The organism is Rhodanobacter sp. L36, assembly GCF_009765755.1.
In the GTDB taxonomy this organism is placed as follows: Bacteria; Pseudomonadota; Gammaproteobacteria; order Xanthomonadales; family Rhodanobacteraceae; genus Rhodanobacter.
This window is the reverse complement of sequence record NZ_LMUV01000004.1, coordinates 12,413-29,049: the sequence shown is the minus strand read 5'-3', so window position 1 is coordinate 29,049 and position 16,637 is coordinate 12,413. Positions and strand designations below refer to the sequence as shown.

The following is a 16,637-nucleotide window of genomic DNA, read 5'->3' as shown; positions in this document are numbered from 1 at the left end:
ACCATCGCCAATCGATGGGCGCATGAAGAATCAGCACAAAAAAAGGCGCGCAGAAAGCTGCGCGCCTTTTGTTTCACGTCGATGTCGGTGAGCAGAACTGCGCCGTCACGCGGCGCCTGTGCGGCCCATCGATATCGTCAGCTGCTTAGTGCGCAGCGGTCGAAGCACTGGCCGGCGCCGCGGCGGTACCGCTGTGCATCGGCGCCATCGCCGAGCCGCTGCCAGCCGGGGACATGGCCGAACCGCCCGTGGCAGGAGCCATGGCCGGAGCGGTGGTCGCGGGAGCGGGAGCCGGAGTCGGTGCGGGCGCAGGAGCAGGCGTGGTAGCGGCGGCAGGCGGCGGCGTAGCGGTCGTGTCGTCGGTGCTCTTGTTGCACGCGCTCAAGGCGAGTACGGCAGCGAGCGAAAAGGTACACATCAAGGTCTGGCGGATCATCTTCATCGGGCATCTCCTGTTCAGGGCTAGGGCTTGGCGGGAATTTTCAACATCTGTCCGGGCTTGATCCGATCCGGGTCGGTGAGTTGATCGCGATTGGCATCGAAGATCAGCTTCCCTGCGTCCGCATTTCCATAGAAATACGTGGCGATCGACGCTAGGGTATCTCCTTCCGCGACCCTGTGGATGGTTGTGTCGCCGATGACCGCCGCCGCATGCGACGCCACATCGACGAAATCCGCCCTGGATGCCGGCGACATATTGGCGGCCTGCTCCTTAACGATTTCCCTCGCACTCGAATGGCCCGGCTTGCTGCTGTCGCCTGTCATCGGCACATCTCTCCGCTCGGATCAGTGTGCAGTGATAGCCAGCGGCAGGTTAACGGCCCGTGAGCGGTGACTTGCAATATTCATCCTTGGGATTCACGCGCACTTTCGTGACATTACGTACGCTGTGGCAGTTGCAACGAGGCGACCTTGCGCTCGCGCCGCCGCGCGGACCACGCTTTCCGGCGTGCCGCCAGGCACGAGAAAATCACATACAGCGCCGGCGTGCTGAGCAGGGTCAGGCTCTGCGAAATCAGCAAGCCGCCGATCAGCGCGATGCCCAGTGGACGACGCAATTCGGAACCTTCGCCCAAGCCGATGGCGATCGGCAACGCGGCTAGGATCGCCACCATCGTGGTCATCATGATCGGGCGGAATCGCACGATGCATGCTTCGCGCGCAGCTTCCAGCGGCGTCTTGCCGTGTTCGCGTTCGGCGACCAGTGCGAAGTCGATCATCATGATCGCGTTTTTCTTGACGATGCCTATCAACAGCACCAGCGCGATCTGCGCCACCACCGAAAGTTCGGTGCCGGTAAGCCACAGCGCGAGCAACGCGCCGACGCCGGCGGCGGGCAGTGTGGACAGGATGGTGACCGGATGAATCAGGTTTTCGTAAAGCATGCCGAGCACGATGTAGACGGTGATCACCGCCGCCAGCACCAGCCACAACATGCCGCTCTGCGATTGCTGGAAGCGCCGGAAATCGCCGCCGACATTGAGCTTGATATCGCCGGGCATGCGCATGTTGTTCGCGGTCGCCTGCACGATCTGCAGTGCCTCGCCCATGCTCACGTCCGGTGCGAGATTGAAGCTCAGGTCCATCGTGGTGAACTGGTTCTGGTGCGTGACCTGCGAGGGCGCGAGCCCGGGCACCTGCGTGGTGAACGCGGTGATCGGAATCATCTCGCCGCTGGCTGCCGGCACGTAGATGCGATTGAGTGAATCGGGCGTGGCGGTCTGCGATGGCAATGCATTCACCACGACCTTGTACTGGTTGATGTCCGAGTAGATCGTGGACACCGAACGCTGGCCGAAAGCATCGTAGAGCGCATCGTCGATGGTGCCGACGCCAACGCCCAGACGCGCGGCCTTGTCGCGATCGATCACCACGTTCTGGCGCAGGCCCGCTTCGTCGACGTCGGAGCCGACATCGAGCAGCTTGTGGTTTTTCTTCAGCTCGAGCACCAGCTTCGGCAGCCATTCCTGCAGCTCTTCAAGGTTGTCGCCCTGCAGTGAAATCTGATACTGCGCGCCTTGGCTTGTACCGCCGCTGCCGCCGCTGGGCAGATCCTGGATCGGTCGCAGCCGCAGGTTGAGATCGGGATATTTGGCTGCCTTCGCGCTCAGCCGCGCGAGTACTGCGAAGGTATCGTCCTTGCGGCCTTGCGCGTAACTCTTCAGATCGATGTTGAACATGCCGCTGGTGCCTTGCCGGCTGCTGCCCAGACGCGAACCCACCTGTGCGACATCGGGATCGGCGAGCAACATTGCGGTGAGTCGCTGCAGGCGCGAAGCGCTTTCGGCAAACGACACGGTGGCGCTGGAGCTGGCGCGCCCGCCGATCAGGCCGGTGTCCTGCTGCGGAAACAGACCGGTCTTGACCACGCCGAACAGGAAGAACGTGAGTCCGATGAGCACGAGTGGCGTCAGCGAAAACAGCAATGCGTGACGCAACGAGAAATTCAACGCCCTGGTGTACGTGCCGACCATGCGCTCGTGGAAACCATCGAGCGCGCGCGATAGCCGCGACGGTGGCTTGTCCTTGTTCGGCCCATGTTCCGCGTGACCGCTCAGAAAGTGACCGCAGAGAGACGGCGTGAGCGTGAGCGAAATGGTTGCCGATACCACGATCGCCGCGACCAGAGTCACGGCGAATTCGTGCATGAACATGCCGGTGATGCCGCCGGCGAACAGCAGCGGAATGAACACCGCGACCAGCGACGCGGTGATCGAGACGATGGTGAAACCGATCTCGCGCGCACCGGCGAGCGTCGCTTCCATCCGCGTCATGCCGTCGTCGATGTGCCGGATGATGTTCTCGATCACCACGATCGCATCGTCCACCACGAAGCCGATGGCGATCACCAGCGCAAGCAACGTCAGGTTGTTGAGTGTGTAGCCGAGGATGTACATCACCACGAAGGCGCCGGCGAGCGACAGCGGCACGGCGATCGCGGCGATCAGCGTCGGTGCGAGTCGGCGCAGGAACAGCGCCATCGTCAGCACCACCATCGCCAGGCTGATCAGCAGCGTGGCCTGCACTTCGTGCAATGACGCGCGGATAGTCGGCGTGCCATCGAAGAACGAGTTCATCTCCGTGCCGGGCTGCAGGTACGCGCGCAGCAACGGCAACTGATCCTTGACCAGATCCACGGTGGCGATGACGTTGGCGTCGGCCTTCTTGTAGACGTACATCAGCACGGCCGGCTTGCCGTGAAACCACGCCGCCTGGTACGCATCCTGCTGGCCTGCGTAGACATTCGCCACGTCAGACAGACGCACCGGCACGCCGTTGTGCGTGGCGATCACCAGTTGTGCGAAATCGTCCGCGGTATTCAATTGCGTGGTGGCACTGACCGCCATGGTGGTCTTGCCGTCCGAAAGAAAACCTTCGGGCGAAGTCACGTTGGCCGCCGCCAGCGCATTGCGCAATTGATCAGGCGACAGGCCCATGGCGTTGAGCGAGCGCAGATTCACGTCGACGCGGATCGCCGGCGTCGCCGCGCCGGCAATATCCACCGATGAGATGCCGGGAAGCTGGCGCAGGCGCTGCGCGAGCAGCGTGTCGGAAACGTTGTAGAGGTCGGCGGCCGACTGCGTTTCCGACGTCACGGCGAGCGCGATGATCGGGTCGTCGTTGGGGTTGGCTTTTTCGTAGCTCGGCGATCCGTTGAGGCCGGTCGGCAGATCCGGGGCCGCCGCGTTGATCGCCGCCTGCACTTCGCGCGCGGCCGAATCGAGATTGGTGCCGTTCGCGAACATCATGAACACCGAGGTGCTGCCTTCGGAACTGGACGACCGCATGGTGTCAATGCCGGGCACCTGGCCCAGGTGCCGCTCCAGCGGCGCGGCCACCGTCGATGCCATGGTGTTGGCATCCGCACCGGCCTGCTGGGCCTGGACGAAGATGGCCGGGAACTGCATGTCCGGCAGAGCAGCCACGCCAAGCAGGAAGTAGCTGATCATGCCGACCACGAAGAGCCCGATCGCGAGAAGCGACGTGCCGATCGGTCGGCGGATGAAGGGTCCGGAAATATTCATGGATCGCGCTTGATCGGTCTGCCTGTCACGTTATGACAGGCAGCGCGTGAAGGAGTCATCCGATCTCAACGTTGCAGCCGCGAAAAGGTTGATCGCCATCGTGGCGATCGTAGCAGCCGTCACGCGACTCCGCTCGCGCGTGCACGCTCCAGCGCGCGCTGCTCGCGACGCGCTGCCAGCCAGTCCGAGAAGCGTTCCATGTAGAGATAAATAACCGGTGTCGTGTACAGCGTGATCAGCTGCGACAGCAGCAGACCGCCGACGATCGACACGCCCAGCGGCCGGCGCAGTTCGGCACCGATGCCGTTGCCGAGCGCCAGCGGCAAGGCGCCAAGCATCGCCGCGGCGGTGGTCATCATGATCGGGCGGAAACGCAGCAGGCAGGCGCGGCGTATCGCGTCGCGTGCGTTCATACCGGTGCGCTGCGCCTCGATCGCGAAGTCGATCATCATGATCGCGTTTTTCTTGACGATGCCGATCAGCAGCACGATGCCGACGATGCCGTCCACCGACAAACTCATGCCGCAGAGGATCAATGCCAGCAACGCGCCGACACCGGCCGGCGGCAACGTGGAGATGATCGTCAACGGGTGGATGTAGCTCTCGTACAGCACGCCCAGCACGATGTAAATCACCACGATCGCGGCGAGCAGCAGCAGCACTTCATCACCGAGCGAGGAGTTGAACTCCGCTGCCTTGCCGACGAATTCGCCACGCACTTGCGGCGGAAATTTCAGTTGCGCCTCGACGTCGTGGATCGCACTGACCGCATCGGAAAGCGAATAGCCTTCGGCGACGTTGAACGACAGCGTCACCGCCGGCAACTGCTGCTGATGACTGACCACCAGCGGCGCGCTGGTGATCTGCGCACTGGCCACCGACGACAACGGAATGCCGCCACCGGCGCCGATCTGGAAACCCACGTTGCCGGCATTGCCGATGCCCGAAGGCGTCGCCGAGTTGCTCGACTTCAACTGGCCGAAGCTGGTGGCGGTGCTGCCGGTCAGCGCGCCGTTGCCGTTGCCGCGCACGGTCAGCTTGTTGAGCAGATCGTCGCTGGAGCGGAAATCCGGCGCGACTTCCATCACCACGCGATACTGGTTCAACTGGGTGAAGATGGTCGAGATCTGGCGCTGGCCGAAGGCGTCATACAGCGTGTCGTCGATGGTCTGCACCGGCACGCCGAGACGGCTGGCTTTTTCGCGATCGATGGTGAGCTTGAGCGCGTTGCCGTTGTTGGCGAGGTTGTTGTCGACGTCGGCGAGCTCGCGCCGCTGACGCAGGGCCTGCGTCATCTGGCCGGCGTAGTTCGCCAGCTCGGCCGAGTTCACTTCGGACATCGTGTACTGGTATTCGGTGGCGGCCACGCGGCTGTCGAGCGTCACGTCCTGCACGGGCTTCAGGTACAGCGCGACACCGGGCACGTTGGCAACCAGCCGCTGCAGTCGCGGCAACAACTTGTCCAAGCCATCGCGCTTGCCGCGATCCTTCAGCACGATGCTGAGCTGGCCCTGGTTCAAGGTCGGGTTGATGGTGCCCGCGCCGATGAACGCCGCCACGCCAGCGACATCGCGATCGTTGCGCAACGCTTCGGCCACGGCCTTGGTGCGGTCTTCCATCTGCGGGAAGGCGATGTTGTCATCGGCCTGCACGACGCCGGTGATCAGGCCGGTGTCCTGCTCGGGCAGCAGGCCCTTGGGGATCATGATGTACAGGATCACCGTGAGCACCACGGCGAGCGCAGCCACCAGCATGGTCAGGCGGCGATGATCGAACACCCAGTCCAGCGTGTTGGCGTAGAGGTCAACCGTGCGCGTCCACAGGTTGCGCTTGCCGACAGCGGCGTGACGTTCGTGCGCGTCGTCGCCCTCGGGCAGCTCGTCCGCCTTCAGCAGGTACGCGCACATCATCGGCGTGAGCGTCAGCGACACCAGCATCGAGATGGCGACCGCGATCGTCAGCACCCACGCGAATTCATGGAACAGACGACCGGTGACGCCAGGCATCAGCAGCAGCGGCAGGAACACCGCGATCAGCGACACCGTCAGCGACAGCACGGTGAAGCCGATTTCCTTCGCGCCGATTTCCGCCGCTTCCTTGCCGTCCTTGCCTTGTTCGATATAGCGAACGATGTTCTCGATCATCACGATCGCATCGTCGACCACGAAGCCGGTGGCGACCGTCAGCGCCATCAGCGAGAGGTTGTCCAGCGACATGCCGGTGAACGCCATGACACCGAACGTGCCGAGCAGCGACAGCGGCACCGCGACCGACGGAATCACCGTGGCCCAGAGCCTGCGCAGGAAGACGAAGATCACCGCGACGACCAGGAAAATGGTCAGCAGCAGAGTGAATTCCACATCGTGCACGGAAGCCTGGATGGTGACCGTGCGATCGGCGAACACATCGAGGCGCACATCGGCCGGCAACGCGGCTCGCAGCTCCGGCAGCACGGCGCGGATCTGCTGCACGGTCTGCACGATATTCGCGCCGGGTTGGCGGCGGACATCGAGCAGAACCGCCGGCTTGCCATTGGCCCACGCGGCGAGCTGGTCGTTCTCGACGCCATCGACCACGCTGGCGACGTCGGACAAACGCACCGGCGCGTTGTTCTTGTAGCTGATGATGGAGCTCTTGTATTCCGCGGCGGTCGCCAGCTGATCGTTGGTGCCGATGCTGTAGCTCTGGGTCTTGCCGTTGAGCGTGCCCTTCGGCGCGTTGACGTTCGCTTCGGTGAGCGCACTGCGCACGTCTTCCAGCGTGAGACCGAGATTCGCCAGCTGCGCGGGGTTGACCTGCACACGCACGGCCGGGCGAACGTTGCCGGCGATCGACACCAGACCCACGCCCTGCACCTGCGACAGTTTCTGCGCGAGGATCGAGTCGGCCAGGTCGTTGACGTCGCGTAATGGACGGCTACTTGATTGCAGCGAGAGCGTGAGGATCGGCGCATCGGCCGGATTCACGCGGTTGTACACCGGCGGGTACGGCAGGTTGCCCGGCAGCGTGCCCTTGGCCTGGTTGATCGCGGCCTGCACGTCCTGCGCGGCGATGTCGACATCGCGATCCATCGAGAACTGCAGCACGATGGTCGACAGGCCGGCGGAGGAATCCGAACTCATCATGCTGAGTCCGGAAATCTGTCCGAGATTGCGCTCCAACGGCGTGGTGATCAGCACCGCCATGGTGTTGGCGCTGGCACCCGGATACTGGGTGGTGACGACCAGACTCGGTGCTTCGATCTCGGGCAGCGCCGATACCGGCAGTTCGCGATAACCGAGGATGCCCAGCAACAGCACCGCCACCATCAACAGCGAGGTGGCGATCGGGCGGCGAATGAAGAGGGTCGAAAATCCCATGACTATCCGTGACGTGTAAAAGCGGTCTCAGGTCGCGTCTTGACCTGTAGCAGTTGCGGTATCGCCGTGGCGATGCCGCGCGTGATCAGCGGTTGCGACGACCGCCCTGGCGGCCGCCCTTCTTGGACTTGTCCATATCGGCAGCGCTCGGCGCGGCCGGCACTTCGCCAGGCTTCAACGCCTTGACCTTGCTGCCCGGCTTGAGGCGGAACTGGCCTTCGGTCACGACCTGATCGTCGGCATTGAGGCCGCTACCGATCATCACGTGGCTGTCGCCGACTTCGCCCGCCTGCACCACCGGCTGCATCTTGACCGTGCTGTCGGCCTGCACCTGATAGACATAATCGCCATCCGGCCCGCGCTGCACTGCCTGCGAGGGAATCACCAGCCCGCCGCTGACCGTATTGACCAGCAGTTGCACGTTGACGAACTGGCCCGGCCAGAGCTCGTTCTTCGCGTTGGGGAATTCCGATTTCGCGCGGAACGTGCCAGTGGTGGTGTCGATCTGGTTGTCGATCACCTTCAGCACGCCGCCGGTGGCCAGCGGATGTGCGTCGGTGCGATCGAGCGCGGTCACCGGCAACTGCACGCCGTTCTGCGATGCGGCGCGCACCATGTCGAGGTTCTGCTCGGGCAGCGAGAACATGATGTTGATCGGATGCATCTGCGTCAGCGTCACGATGGCGGTCGTGGTGGTGACCACATTGCCCGGATCGACCGAACGGATGCCGGCAACGCCGTCGATCGGCGACAGCACCTTGGTGTAGGCCAGCTGCACCTGGCTGTCGCGCACGCTGGCTTCGTCGGACGCGACCGCGGCGGCGTACTGCGCGGCGGTATTCCGCAAGGTGTCCAGGTCCTGCTTGGAGATGTAGCCCTTGGTGGCCAGATCCTGGCTGCGGTTGAGGTTACTGCGCGCGGTCGCGAGCAAGGCCACATCCTGATTCTTCTTGCCGATCGCCTGGTCGTAGGAAGCCTGGTAGGTGCGCGGATCGATCTGTGCCAGCACATCGCCTTTTTTCACCGGCTGACCTTCGGTGAAGTTGAGTGTCATCAGCTGGCCACCGACCTGCGGGTTCACGGTGATGGTGTTCAGCGCCTGCACGGTGCCCAGCGCGGTCAGGTAGACCGGCACGCTCTGCCGCACCACCGGCACCACGGTAACCGGAACCGGCGGCGTGTCGTCGCCATCCTTGCCGTCCTTGTCCTTGCCGCTGCTGTCATGCGCGCCATGCCGCGCCGAGCCATCGGCCGACGGCTTGTGCAACAGGCGAAACCCGACGACGGCCACGATGATCACCAGCACGACGATCAACGCGATCTTCCAAAAACGCGACATGTAAAACTCCTGGGTTAAACGGTGCGGCTGACCGATGCACGGCGCGCCAGTGTGCGCGATGTCCGTGTCGGAAATTTGTCGGTTCGCCCCTTCGGGCAGCACCGGCAACTTCCCTCGGGATCAAAGCATAGGGCCAGTGGAACGATGTTGAACAATGCCGGTTGACAGGGGTCCGCCATGACCGATGGCAGGGTAAATGCGGCCACGACGCCATTTTCGCAGACTCCGCGCGAGACCGACATGGTTACGGCAACAAATCGGAGTCTGAAACTTGCCGCGTGCTTCGTTTATAATCCGCGACTGGTTGCCTTCCGGACACCTCTGAGAGTCCTGGGGACGGCCAACGTTCCATGCCGTGCCTGCGCGGACCGGCAATCATGCCGGTGCAGCTTCGCCAGCCCGGTTATACAGACAAGCGATTCAGGCCTGCCGCGCCCGCCACCACGGCGTCCGCGACATGACCACCGACAGGAGTACGTGCGTGAGCGGTCCGACAAGCAATTCCGATCAGGGCGTGATGCGCCAGTTCGCCTTCATGATCGGTGGGTTGATGGTGCTGACCGTCGTGCTGATTTTCACGGCACTGATGATCTACGAGCACGAGCCGAAGGAAACCGATCCGAACCAGACCGCGCAGGTCAACGAGCGGATCGCGCCGGCCGGCGACGTCTACGCCGGCAACACGGGTCGCGCCGCGATGCAGGCCGCTACCGATGCCGCCGCCAAGGCTGCGGCGTCACAGGTCGCTTACGGCGGCACCACCGACGGCAAGGCGATCTACGATCACCTGTGCACCAGCTGCCACACGTCCGGCGTCGCCGGCGCACCGAAGCTGGGTGACAAGAGCATGTGGGGTCCGCGTATCGCCGAAGGCATCGATACGCTGGTCAAGCACGCCACCGAGGGTTACCACGGCCCGGACGGCAACTTCATGCCGCCCAAGGGTGGCAACCCCGCGCTGACCGATGCGCAGGTCAAGGCAGCTGTTACCTGGATTGTGGGTCAGGCGAAGTAAGAACCCCCTCGATCAAGCAACTTCAAACGCCGCCCATGGGCGGCGTTTTCGTTTGGCCTGCAGTGGCGGAAAATGCGTCAGCTTTCGACCGTGTCGATCCACTTGCGCGCGAATTCCTGCAACTGCGGAAAGAATGCCTCGAAATGCAGCTGCAGCTCGGCATCGCGTTCAACAAGAATTGGCAGCGACGAATCGAGCGGATTGGCGCGGGTCAGCCGATGGCCGATACCGGCCATCGCGCGATCCAGCGTGGCCAGTCCGGCGTAACCGGCAGGCAAATCGTTGGCTTCCATGTACTGGCGAAAGCGCCGCAGGCTCGCGGGCAGCAGCGCGTCGTGCCGCCACAGCAGCGCGCGCAGATCGTCGGAGTACGAACGCACTGGCTGCGCGCACCAGCGCGTGAAATCACGTGCCAGGCAATGGTCGAACCACATGTCCAGAAGAATGCCGGCGTAGCGCCGATACGGCGGCGGCAGCAGCGCCTTGGCCGCAAGTACTTCCGGATGGGCATCGGTGAACACGTCGACCGCGCGGTGCAGACGAATGCCCTCGATCACGCGAGGCGGAAAATCCAGGCCGTCGATCGGGCCATGCACGAAGTCGCCCATCACCGAACCAAGCAGCAGCCATTCGTCGTCGCCGGCGAGCAGCGCGTGCGCGAGATGGTTCACGACATCGGTTCGCTGCGCGACGACGAACGATGCACGCGAGCGGCGGTTATCATCGCGTGCATGAATCCCACCGCACTGTCCATTGAACCCGACCGCTTTCCCGAGGAAGCGGCCAGTTTCATGCTCGCCGGCCCCGCCGGCAAGCTCGAAGCCATCAGCGATGTCGCCGACCCTTCCGATGCACGACGCGGCGTGGCGGTGATTTGCCACCCGCTCACCACCGAAGGCGGCACGATGCACAACAAGGTGGTAACGATGGTCGAGCGCGCGCTGCGCGAATCCGGCCTCGACACGGTGCGCTTCAATTTCCGTCAGGCCGGCGAATCGGACGGTCAATACGACAAGGGCGTTGGCGAAAGCGCCGACCTCGCCGCAGTCGTCGCATGGGTGCGACGCGTGCGCCCAGACGATGCGTTGTGGCTGGCCGGTTTCTCGTTCGGCAGTTACGTGAGTATCGCCAACGCAGTGCCGCTGCACGCCGATGTACTGATCAGCATTGCGCCACCGGTCGGCCGCTGGCCGTTCGACGAGATCGAGCTGCCGACATTCCCCTGGCTCGTGGTGCAGGGCGAAGCGGACGAAGTGGTCGAGCCGCAGGCGGTATTCGACTGGATCGACACGCTGGAACATCCGCCCGAGCTGGTGCGCATGCCCGAAACCAGTCATTTCTTCCATCGCCGCCTGATGGATCTGCGTGGCGCGATCAAGCACGCCGTGCGCGGCTGGCTGCCTCCGGCGAGAAGCTGATGTCGTCGTCGGCCACTTTCATCGCATGATCGAAACGCCATCGCCAGCGCCAAGCGCGCGTTATCGGGAAGGCATCGCCGCGCATCGCTGGGAAGCCGATCCGGCGCAGCAGGCGATCCTGCCGGAGTTCGATCGCATGCATGCCGCACTCAGCGCGCAGCGTGACAACGGCGGCGGTTTGTTTGGACGGCTAAAATCCCTGCTCGGCAGCGAGCCGGTTGCGGCCGTGCCGGGCTTGTATCTATGGGGCAGCGTTGGTCGCGGCAAGACGTTCCTGATGGATCTGTTCGTGGCGAGCCTGCCGCAGGGCGTCGCGCTGCGCCGACACTACCACCGCTTCATGGGGGAAGTGCACGAGAGCATGCGCGCGCTGGGCGAACGACAGAATCCGTTGGCCGAAGTGGCCGCCGGGCTGGCCGATCGTTGTCGCGTGCTGTGCCTGGACGAGTTTCTGGTCAACGACATCGGCGACGCGATGATTCTTTCCGGCCTGCTCGATGCGCTGTTCGAGCGCGGCGTCACGCTCATCACCACGTCGAACACCGCGCCATCGAACTTGTACAAGGACGGCTTGCAGCGCGCGCGGTTTCTCCCGGCGATCGCCGCGATCGAAAAACACTGCCACGTGGTGGAGATGGCATCGTCGCGCGACTGGCGCTTGCGCGCGCTGGCGCAGGCGCCGGTGTACCTGACGCCCCCGGGCGCGGAAGCGCATCGCGCGCTGGAACGCATCTTCGCCAGCCAGGCCAGCGGTGCGGTGGAACAGGATGGCGCCATCAAGGTCAACGGTCGCGACATTGCGTTCCGCAAGCGCGCCGAGCACATTCTCTGGTTCGATTTTGCCGCGCTATGCGAAGGCCCGCGCGCGGTTGCCGATTACATCGCATTGGCGAAGGCCGGCCCGGCGATCATCGTGGCGAACGTGCCGCAGTTCACCCTCTACAGCGAAGACGCGGCGAAACGTTTCGTGCAATTGGTCGACGAGTTTTACGACCGCCGCGTGAAACTCGTGCTGTCCGCCGCCGCGCCGATCACCGAGCTTTACGACGGCGAGCGGCTGCGCGCGGAATTCGGTCGCACCGAATCGCGGCTGATCGAAATGCAGAGCGAGGACTACTTGGCGCAGGAGCATCGGGCGGAATGACGCGCGCGGGAAACATCAAGGCGGTGTTCCGCGTCGTCAGCGGCAACTTCCTCGAGATGTACGACTTCATGGTCTACGGCTATTACGCCTCGGCCATTGCGCGCACGTATTTCCCCAGCCACAACGCATACGCGTCGCTGCTGCTGACCCTGCTCACGTTCGCCGCCGGTTTCGTGATGCGTCCGATCGGCGCGATCGTGCTCGGCGCGTACATCGATCATCACGGCCGTCGCAAAGGCCTGATTCTCACGCTGGCGATGATGGCCGCCGGCACCTTGCTGGTCGCGGCCGTGCCGGGCTACGCAACGATCGGCGCGCTCGCACCGCTGCTGGTGTTGTGCGGCCGATTGCTGCAGGGTTTTTCCGCGGGCGTGGAACTCGGCGGCGTGTCGGTGTACCTGTCCGAAATCGCCACGCCCGGCCATCGCGGTTTCTATTGTTCGTGGCAGTCGGCGAGTCAGCAGGTCGCGGTGGTGTTCGCCGCGTTGCTCGGCCTGATGTTGCAGCGCTGGATGCCTGTGCAGGCGATGTACGACTGGGGCTGGCGCATTCCCTTCATCGTCGGCTGCCTGATCGTGCCGTTCCTGTTCCTGCTGCGTCGCTCGCTGGAGGAAACGGAAGCGTTTCTCGCGCGCAAGCATCGCCCCGACGTCGGTGAAATCTATCGCTCGATGATCACGCACTGGCGCATTGTGCTGAGCGGCATGGCGATGGTGTTGATGACCACGGTGTCGTTCTATCTGATCACCGCGTACACGCCGACCTTCGGCAAGGAAGTGCTGAAACTGTCGGAGTCGGACGTGTTCGTGGTGACGCTGCTGATCGGCTTGTCCAATCTGGTCTGGCTGCCGCTGATGGGTGCGCTGTCCGATCGTTTCGGTCGCCGAATATTGTTGATCGCATGCACGGTGCTGGCCTTGCTCACCGCATATCCGGTGCTTCACTGGCTGGTTGCCGCGCCGGGATTTGGACGTCTGCTTGGCGTGGAGCTGTGGCTGTCGTTTCTCTACGCCAGCTACAACGGTGCGCTGGTGGTGGCGCTCACCGAGATCATGCCGGTGGACGTTCGCACGGCCGGGTTCTCGCTCGCATACAGCCTTGCGACCACGCTCGGCGGATCGAGCCTGGCGATTTCGCAGTGGCTGATCCACCTTACCGGCAACAAAGCCGCGCCGGGCCTGTGGCTTTCGTTCGCGGCGTTGTGCGGACTGGTCGCAACGATGCTGGTCTATCGCGATCCGCGTCGGCGCAACATGCATCGCGAGTGATGTCAAAACGCCACGCGCGACCTACGCGAACTGCTACCGTGCGCGCTGCCAACTCATGCCGGAGATCGCCATGTCCATCGTTCTCGCCATCGCCCTGCAATTGCTGCCGCCGACTGCACGTGCAGACGAGGCCTTTGCGGCACGCGTGACGCGCGGCAGGTTGGTTGAGGTCGGACCGACCGGGCCGGCCTATCAGAAAGCGTTGTGGTCGCAGATCACCGGCCCGATGACCACGGCATTGAAAGATTGCCTGGCGAGCAACGCACCGGCGGATCGATCACCCTTCACCCTGGTTGCCGATGTGACATCCGACGGACGCACCACGCGCGTGGCAGCAGAACCGGGCACGCCGGTCGCGAACTGCATGACGGCGTGGCTCGCATCGACCATGCTGCCGGCCCCGCCGAAGCTCGCCGACCAGCCGGTTTATCCGATCGAGATCGACGTCAGCATTACCCATTAAGTCGCCCGATCAGGCGACCGTGCTGCCGGCAGGCTCGCCGCGCTGAAAGCGACGGTGATGAATCAGCAGGCCGGTGAAGTAGACGATGTAATAACCGACGATCAGGCCGACGATCAGCATGGTCAATGGACTGGATGTGTAACCGGCGAACGGCGACATGTCGTTCTGCGTGGCGGCGTGCATGGCTGGCGCCATCGCCATGAAACGCCAGGCCATGCGGCCGAGAAACAGCACCGTCAGCAGTGCGCCGATCCACGGATTGGGCACGTAGCAATCACCCTTCACCGGATCGGTTTCGAAACGGGTCAGGCGCAGGCCGACGGTACCGATGACCGCGCCGATCAACACGCCGCCGACCAGGCCTTCGAGCAACGCGAGCTTGTGGAAACCACTGAGCGCGAGCAGCGCACCGATGATGCTGAACATGACGATGCGGAAGATCATCGACTTGCGCTTGATGCGTTGCTGGCCGAACGAACGGCTGACGCGACGCCAGACGATGAAAGCCATCAGGGCGGCAATCGGAAGGTAGTGAAGCAGCTGCTGCGACATGCGTATTCCCGTTCAACGAATCGGTGTCAGATTAAAGCAGTCACCTGCGGGTGACGATTGACCACAGGCTGTGATTGCGCATGACGACTGTCATGCGCCGCGCTCAGATCGCGCCGAGTTGTTCGGCCAGCGTGCGGGTTTTTTCGCTGAGGGTGTGGCCGGTGTGCAGTGTCGACTTGCGCTCGATCAGCATGATCAGGCATTCCTCGTCGGCGACCGGATTGTGCCGCACGCCTTTCGGCACCACGAACAGTTCGCCTTCGTCGAGCTCCACCGGCTCGGCGTTTTCCAGCTCGATGCGCAGATGGCCGCGAAGAACGAGGAACAGCTCGTCTTCCGCGTCGTGGCTGTGCCAGCAAAGTTCGCCGTGTACTTTCGCGACCTTGAGATAATTGTCGTCGAGTTCGCCGATCACCCGCGGCGACCAGTGCTCGGTGAGCGCCGCGGCGATATCTTTTGGTGACGTGGCTTGTGGCATCGCGTTATTTCGCCTTGCCCTGGTTGGCGACCGCGGCCATCTTCGCCTCGATCGCAGCGGCGTCGCCGAGATAGAAATGACGCAGCGGCTTGAGGTCGTCGTCGAACTCGTACACCAGCGGCACGCCGTTCGGAATGTTGAGGTCGACGATCGCATCGTCGGAAATGTTGTCGAGATATTTCACCAGCGCACGCAGCGAATTGCCGTGCGCGGCCACCACCACGCGCTGTCCGGCCTTGATCGCCGGCGCCAGCACTTCGTGCCAGTACGGCAGCACGCGGGCGACGGTGTCCTTCAGGCACTCGGTGTCGGGGATGTCTTTCGGATCGAGCGTGGCGTAGCGCGGATCGTTGACGGATTCGTTCGCGCTGCGTTCCAGCGGCGGCGGCGGGATGTCGTAACTGCGGCGCCAGATCTTCACCTGATCCTCGCCGTACTTCGCGGCGGTCTCGGCCTTGTTGAGCCCGGTCAGGCCGCCGTAGTGGCGTTCGTTGAGCCGCCAGTCGGTAACCACCGGCAGCCACATCAGCCCCATCGTGTCCTGCACGCCCCACAGCGTGCGCACGGCGCGCTTGAGCACCGAGGTGTGCGCCACGTCGAACGTGTAGCCATTGGCGATCAACAGCTCGCCCGCCTCTTTCGCCTCGGCCACGCCCTGTTCGGTGAGATCGACATCGGCCCAGCCGCTGAAGCGGTTGTCGAGGTTCCATTGGGACTGGCCGTGCCGGATCAATACAAGTCGATGCATGAGGACGCTCTGCTGGGTGCGTGAACCGGGAATGGTGCAGGCCGGCCCGGACATCGTCAAATGCGAACCCTGCCACAGGTCATGCTAAACCCGATGGCCGCGAGCGGCATCCTAAGCAGCACCAACCTCTACACGGAGATCGCCATGCGTCGTCTTTCGACGGTACTTATTTCCACCACGCTCGCGTTGGGCCTGCCGCTGATGGCGGCGGCACACGACGACGATATCGACAAGATCAACGGTACCGCGCGCGTGGAAGCCGGCCAGCATGCCGGCGACGTCAGCTCGGTGAATGGCTCGGTCGAGATCGGCGACAACGCCGTGGTGCAGAAAGCCAGCACCGTCAACGGCTCGGTCGATCTCGGTACTCATGCGCAGGCCAGCGAAGTCGGCACGGTCAACGGTGCGATCACGCTGGGCGCATCCACCCATGTGCGCGGCGAAGTGAATGCGGTCAACGGCCACATTCAGCTCGGCCAGAACGCGGATGTCGGCGGCAAGCTGGACAACGTCAACGGTGCGATCGAACTCGACGCGGCGCACGTGGCCGGCGGCATCGAAACCGTCAGCGGCGACATCACCGTCGGCGCGAACTCGCGTGTGGAAGGCGGCATCCTGGTCGACAAGCCGAGCGGCTGGTTTCACTCCAACAGCCGCAACCCGGTGATCGTGATCGGCCCACACGCCGTCGTACAAGGCACGCTGGAATTTCGCCGCGAAGTGGAACTGAAAGTCAGCGACAGCGCGCAGATCGGCCCGGTGAAAGGTGCGACGCCGGTGAAGTTCAGCGGCGCGACGCCGTAACGAAACGCGCGTAGGAGCGCACTC

At 63.6% G+C, this 16,637-nt stretch carries 15 protein-coding genes; 6 read left to right on the top strand and 9 right to left on the bottom strand.

Annotation, left to right across the window (positions count from 1 at the left end; translation table 11 throughout):
* Nucleotides 1-145 precede the first annotated feature (145 nt).
* The 5 genes from GSQ73_RS07290 to GSQ73_RS07270 all read right to left on the bottom strand — a co-directional run bounded on the left by GSQ73_RS07290 (nt 146) and on the right by GSQ73_RS07270 (nt 8,723).
* Nucleotides 146-442 carry a hypothetical protein gene (locus tag GSQ73_RS07290; protein WP_174236072.1) on the bottom strand — a complete coding sequence of 99 codons (297 nt, stop codon included), beginning with the start codon at nt 440-442 and terminating at the stop codon, nt 146-148.
* Nucleotides 443-462: 20 nt separating this feature from the next.
* Nucleotides 463-765 carry a LysM peptidoglycan-binding domain-containing protein gene (locus GSQ73_RS07285; protein WP_158882562.1) on the bottom strand — a complete coding sequence of 101 codons (303 nt, stop codon included), beginning with the start codon at nt 763-765 and terminating at the stop codon, nt 463-465.
* A 113-nt stretch (nt 766-878) separates the two neighbouring features.
* Nucleotides 879-4,025, bottom strand: coding sequence for an efflux RND transporter permease subunit (locus tag GSQ73_RS07280; RefSeq protein WP_158882560.1), 3,147 nt, complete (start codon nt 4,023-4,025; stop codon nt 879-881).
* Between the two features lie 119 nt (nt 4,026-4,144).
* A complete protein-coding gene (locus tag GSQ73_RS07275; protein WP_158882558.1) occupies nt 4,145-7,384 on the bottom strand; it encodes an efflux RND transporter permease subunit in 3,240 nt (1,079 codons plus the stop codon).
* Between the two features lie 85 nt (nt 7,385-7,469).
* Nucleotides 7,470-8,723: an efflux RND transporter periplasmic adaptor subunit gene (locus GSQ73_RS07270; protein WP_158882556.1), complete on the bottom strand. Its 1,254-nt coding sequence runs from the start codon at nt 8,721-8,723 to the stop codon at nt 7,470-7,472.
* A 517-nt stretch (nt 8,724-9,240) separates the two neighbouring features.
* On the opposite strand from GSQ73_RS07270, the gene GSQ73_RS07265 reads away from it, so the two are divergent.
* Nucleotides 9,241-9,738: a c-type cytochrome gene (locus GSQ73_RS07265; protein ID WP_174236078.1), complete on the top strand. Its 498-nt coding sequence runs from the start codon at nt 9,241-9,243 to the stop codon at nt 9,736-9,738.
* 77 nt (nt 9,739-9,815) lie between these two features.
* Here GSQ73_RS07265 and GSQ73_RS07260 read toward each other — a convergent pair whose 3' ends face one another.
* Entirely contained in the window at nt 9,816-10,409 is a 594-nt protein-coding gene (locus GSQ73_RS07260) for an ACP phosphodiesterase (RefSeq protein ID WP_158882552.1), read from the bottom strand.
* Nucleotides 10,410-10,469: 60 nt separating this feature from the next.
* On the opposite strand from GSQ73_RS07260, the gene GSQ73_RS07255 reads away from it, so the two are divergent.
* The 4 genes from GSQ73_RS07255 (at nt 10,470) to GSQ73_RS07240 (ending at nt 14,031) form a co-directional block, all read left to right on the top strand.
* Nucleotides 10,470-11,156, top strand: coding sequence for an alpha/beta family hydrolase (locus GSQ73_RS07255; RefSeq protein ID WP_158882550.1), 687 nt, complete (start codon nt 10,470-10,472; stop codon nt 11,154-11,156).
* 25 nt (nt 11,157-11,181) lie between these two features.
* On the top strand, nt 11,182-12,300 hold the full coding sequence (gene zapE / locus GSQ73_RS07250) for a cell division protein ZapE (RefSeq protein ID WP_174236071.1): 1,119 nt from the start codon (nt 11,182-11,184) through the stop codon (nt 12,298-12,300).
* Nucleotides 12,297-13,568 carry an MFS transporter gene (locus GSQ73_RS07245; RefSeq protein WP_158882548.1) on the top strand — a complete coding sequence of 424 codons (1,272 nt, stop codon included), beginning with the start codon at nt 12,297-12,299 and terminating at the stop codon, nt 13,566-13,568. Before zapE ends, GSQ73_RS07245 begins: the two co-directional genes overlap by 4 nt.
* Before the next feature lie 70 nt (nt 13,569-13,638).
* On the top strand, nt 13,639-14,031 hold the full coding sequence (locus GSQ73_RS07240) for a peptidase C13 (RefSeq protein ID WP_158882546.1): 393 nt from the start codon (nt 13,639-13,641) through the stop codon (nt 14,029-14,031).
* Nucleotides 14,032-14,040: 9 nt separating this feature from the next.
* Here GSQ73_RS07240 and GSQ73_RS07235 read toward each other — a convergent pair whose 3' ends face one another.
* The 3 genes from GSQ73_RS07235 to gpmA all read right to left on the bottom strand — a co-directional run bounded on the left by GSQ73_RS07235 (nt 14,041) and on the right by gpmA (nt 15,809).
* Complete coding sequence (locus GSQ73_RS07235) at nt 14,041-14,583, bottom strand: DUF1453 domain-containing protein (protein ID WP_158882544.1); 543 nt, start codon at nt 14,581-14,583, stop codon at nt 14,041-14,043.
* A 103-nt stretch (nt 14,584-14,686) separates the two neighbouring features.
* Nucleotides 14,687-15,061 (bottom strand): cupin domain-containing protein, encoded by a 375-nt coding sequence (locus GSQ73_RS07230; protein WP_158882542.1) that lies wholly within the window; start codon nt 15,059-15,061, stop codon nt 14,687-14,689.
* 4 nt (nt 15,062-15,065) lie between these two features.
* Complete coding sequence (gene gpmA / locus GSQ73_RS07225; protein ID WP_158882540.1) at nt 15,066-15,809, bottom strand: 2,3-diphosphoglycerate-dependent phosphoglycerate mutase; 744 nt, start codon at nt 15,807-15,809, stop codon at nt 15,066-15,068.
* Nucleotides 15,810-15,953: 144 nt separating this feature from the next.
* On the opposite strand from gpmA, the gene GSQ73_RS07220 reads away from it, so the two are divergent.
* Nucleotides 15,954-16,613: a hypothetical protein gene (locus tag GSQ73_RS07220; protein ID WP_158882910.1), complete on the top strand. Its 660-nt coding sequence runs from the start codon at nt 15,954-15,956 to the stop codon at nt 16,611-16,613.
* The last annotated feature ends 24 nt before the right edge of the window (nt 16,614-16,637 follow it).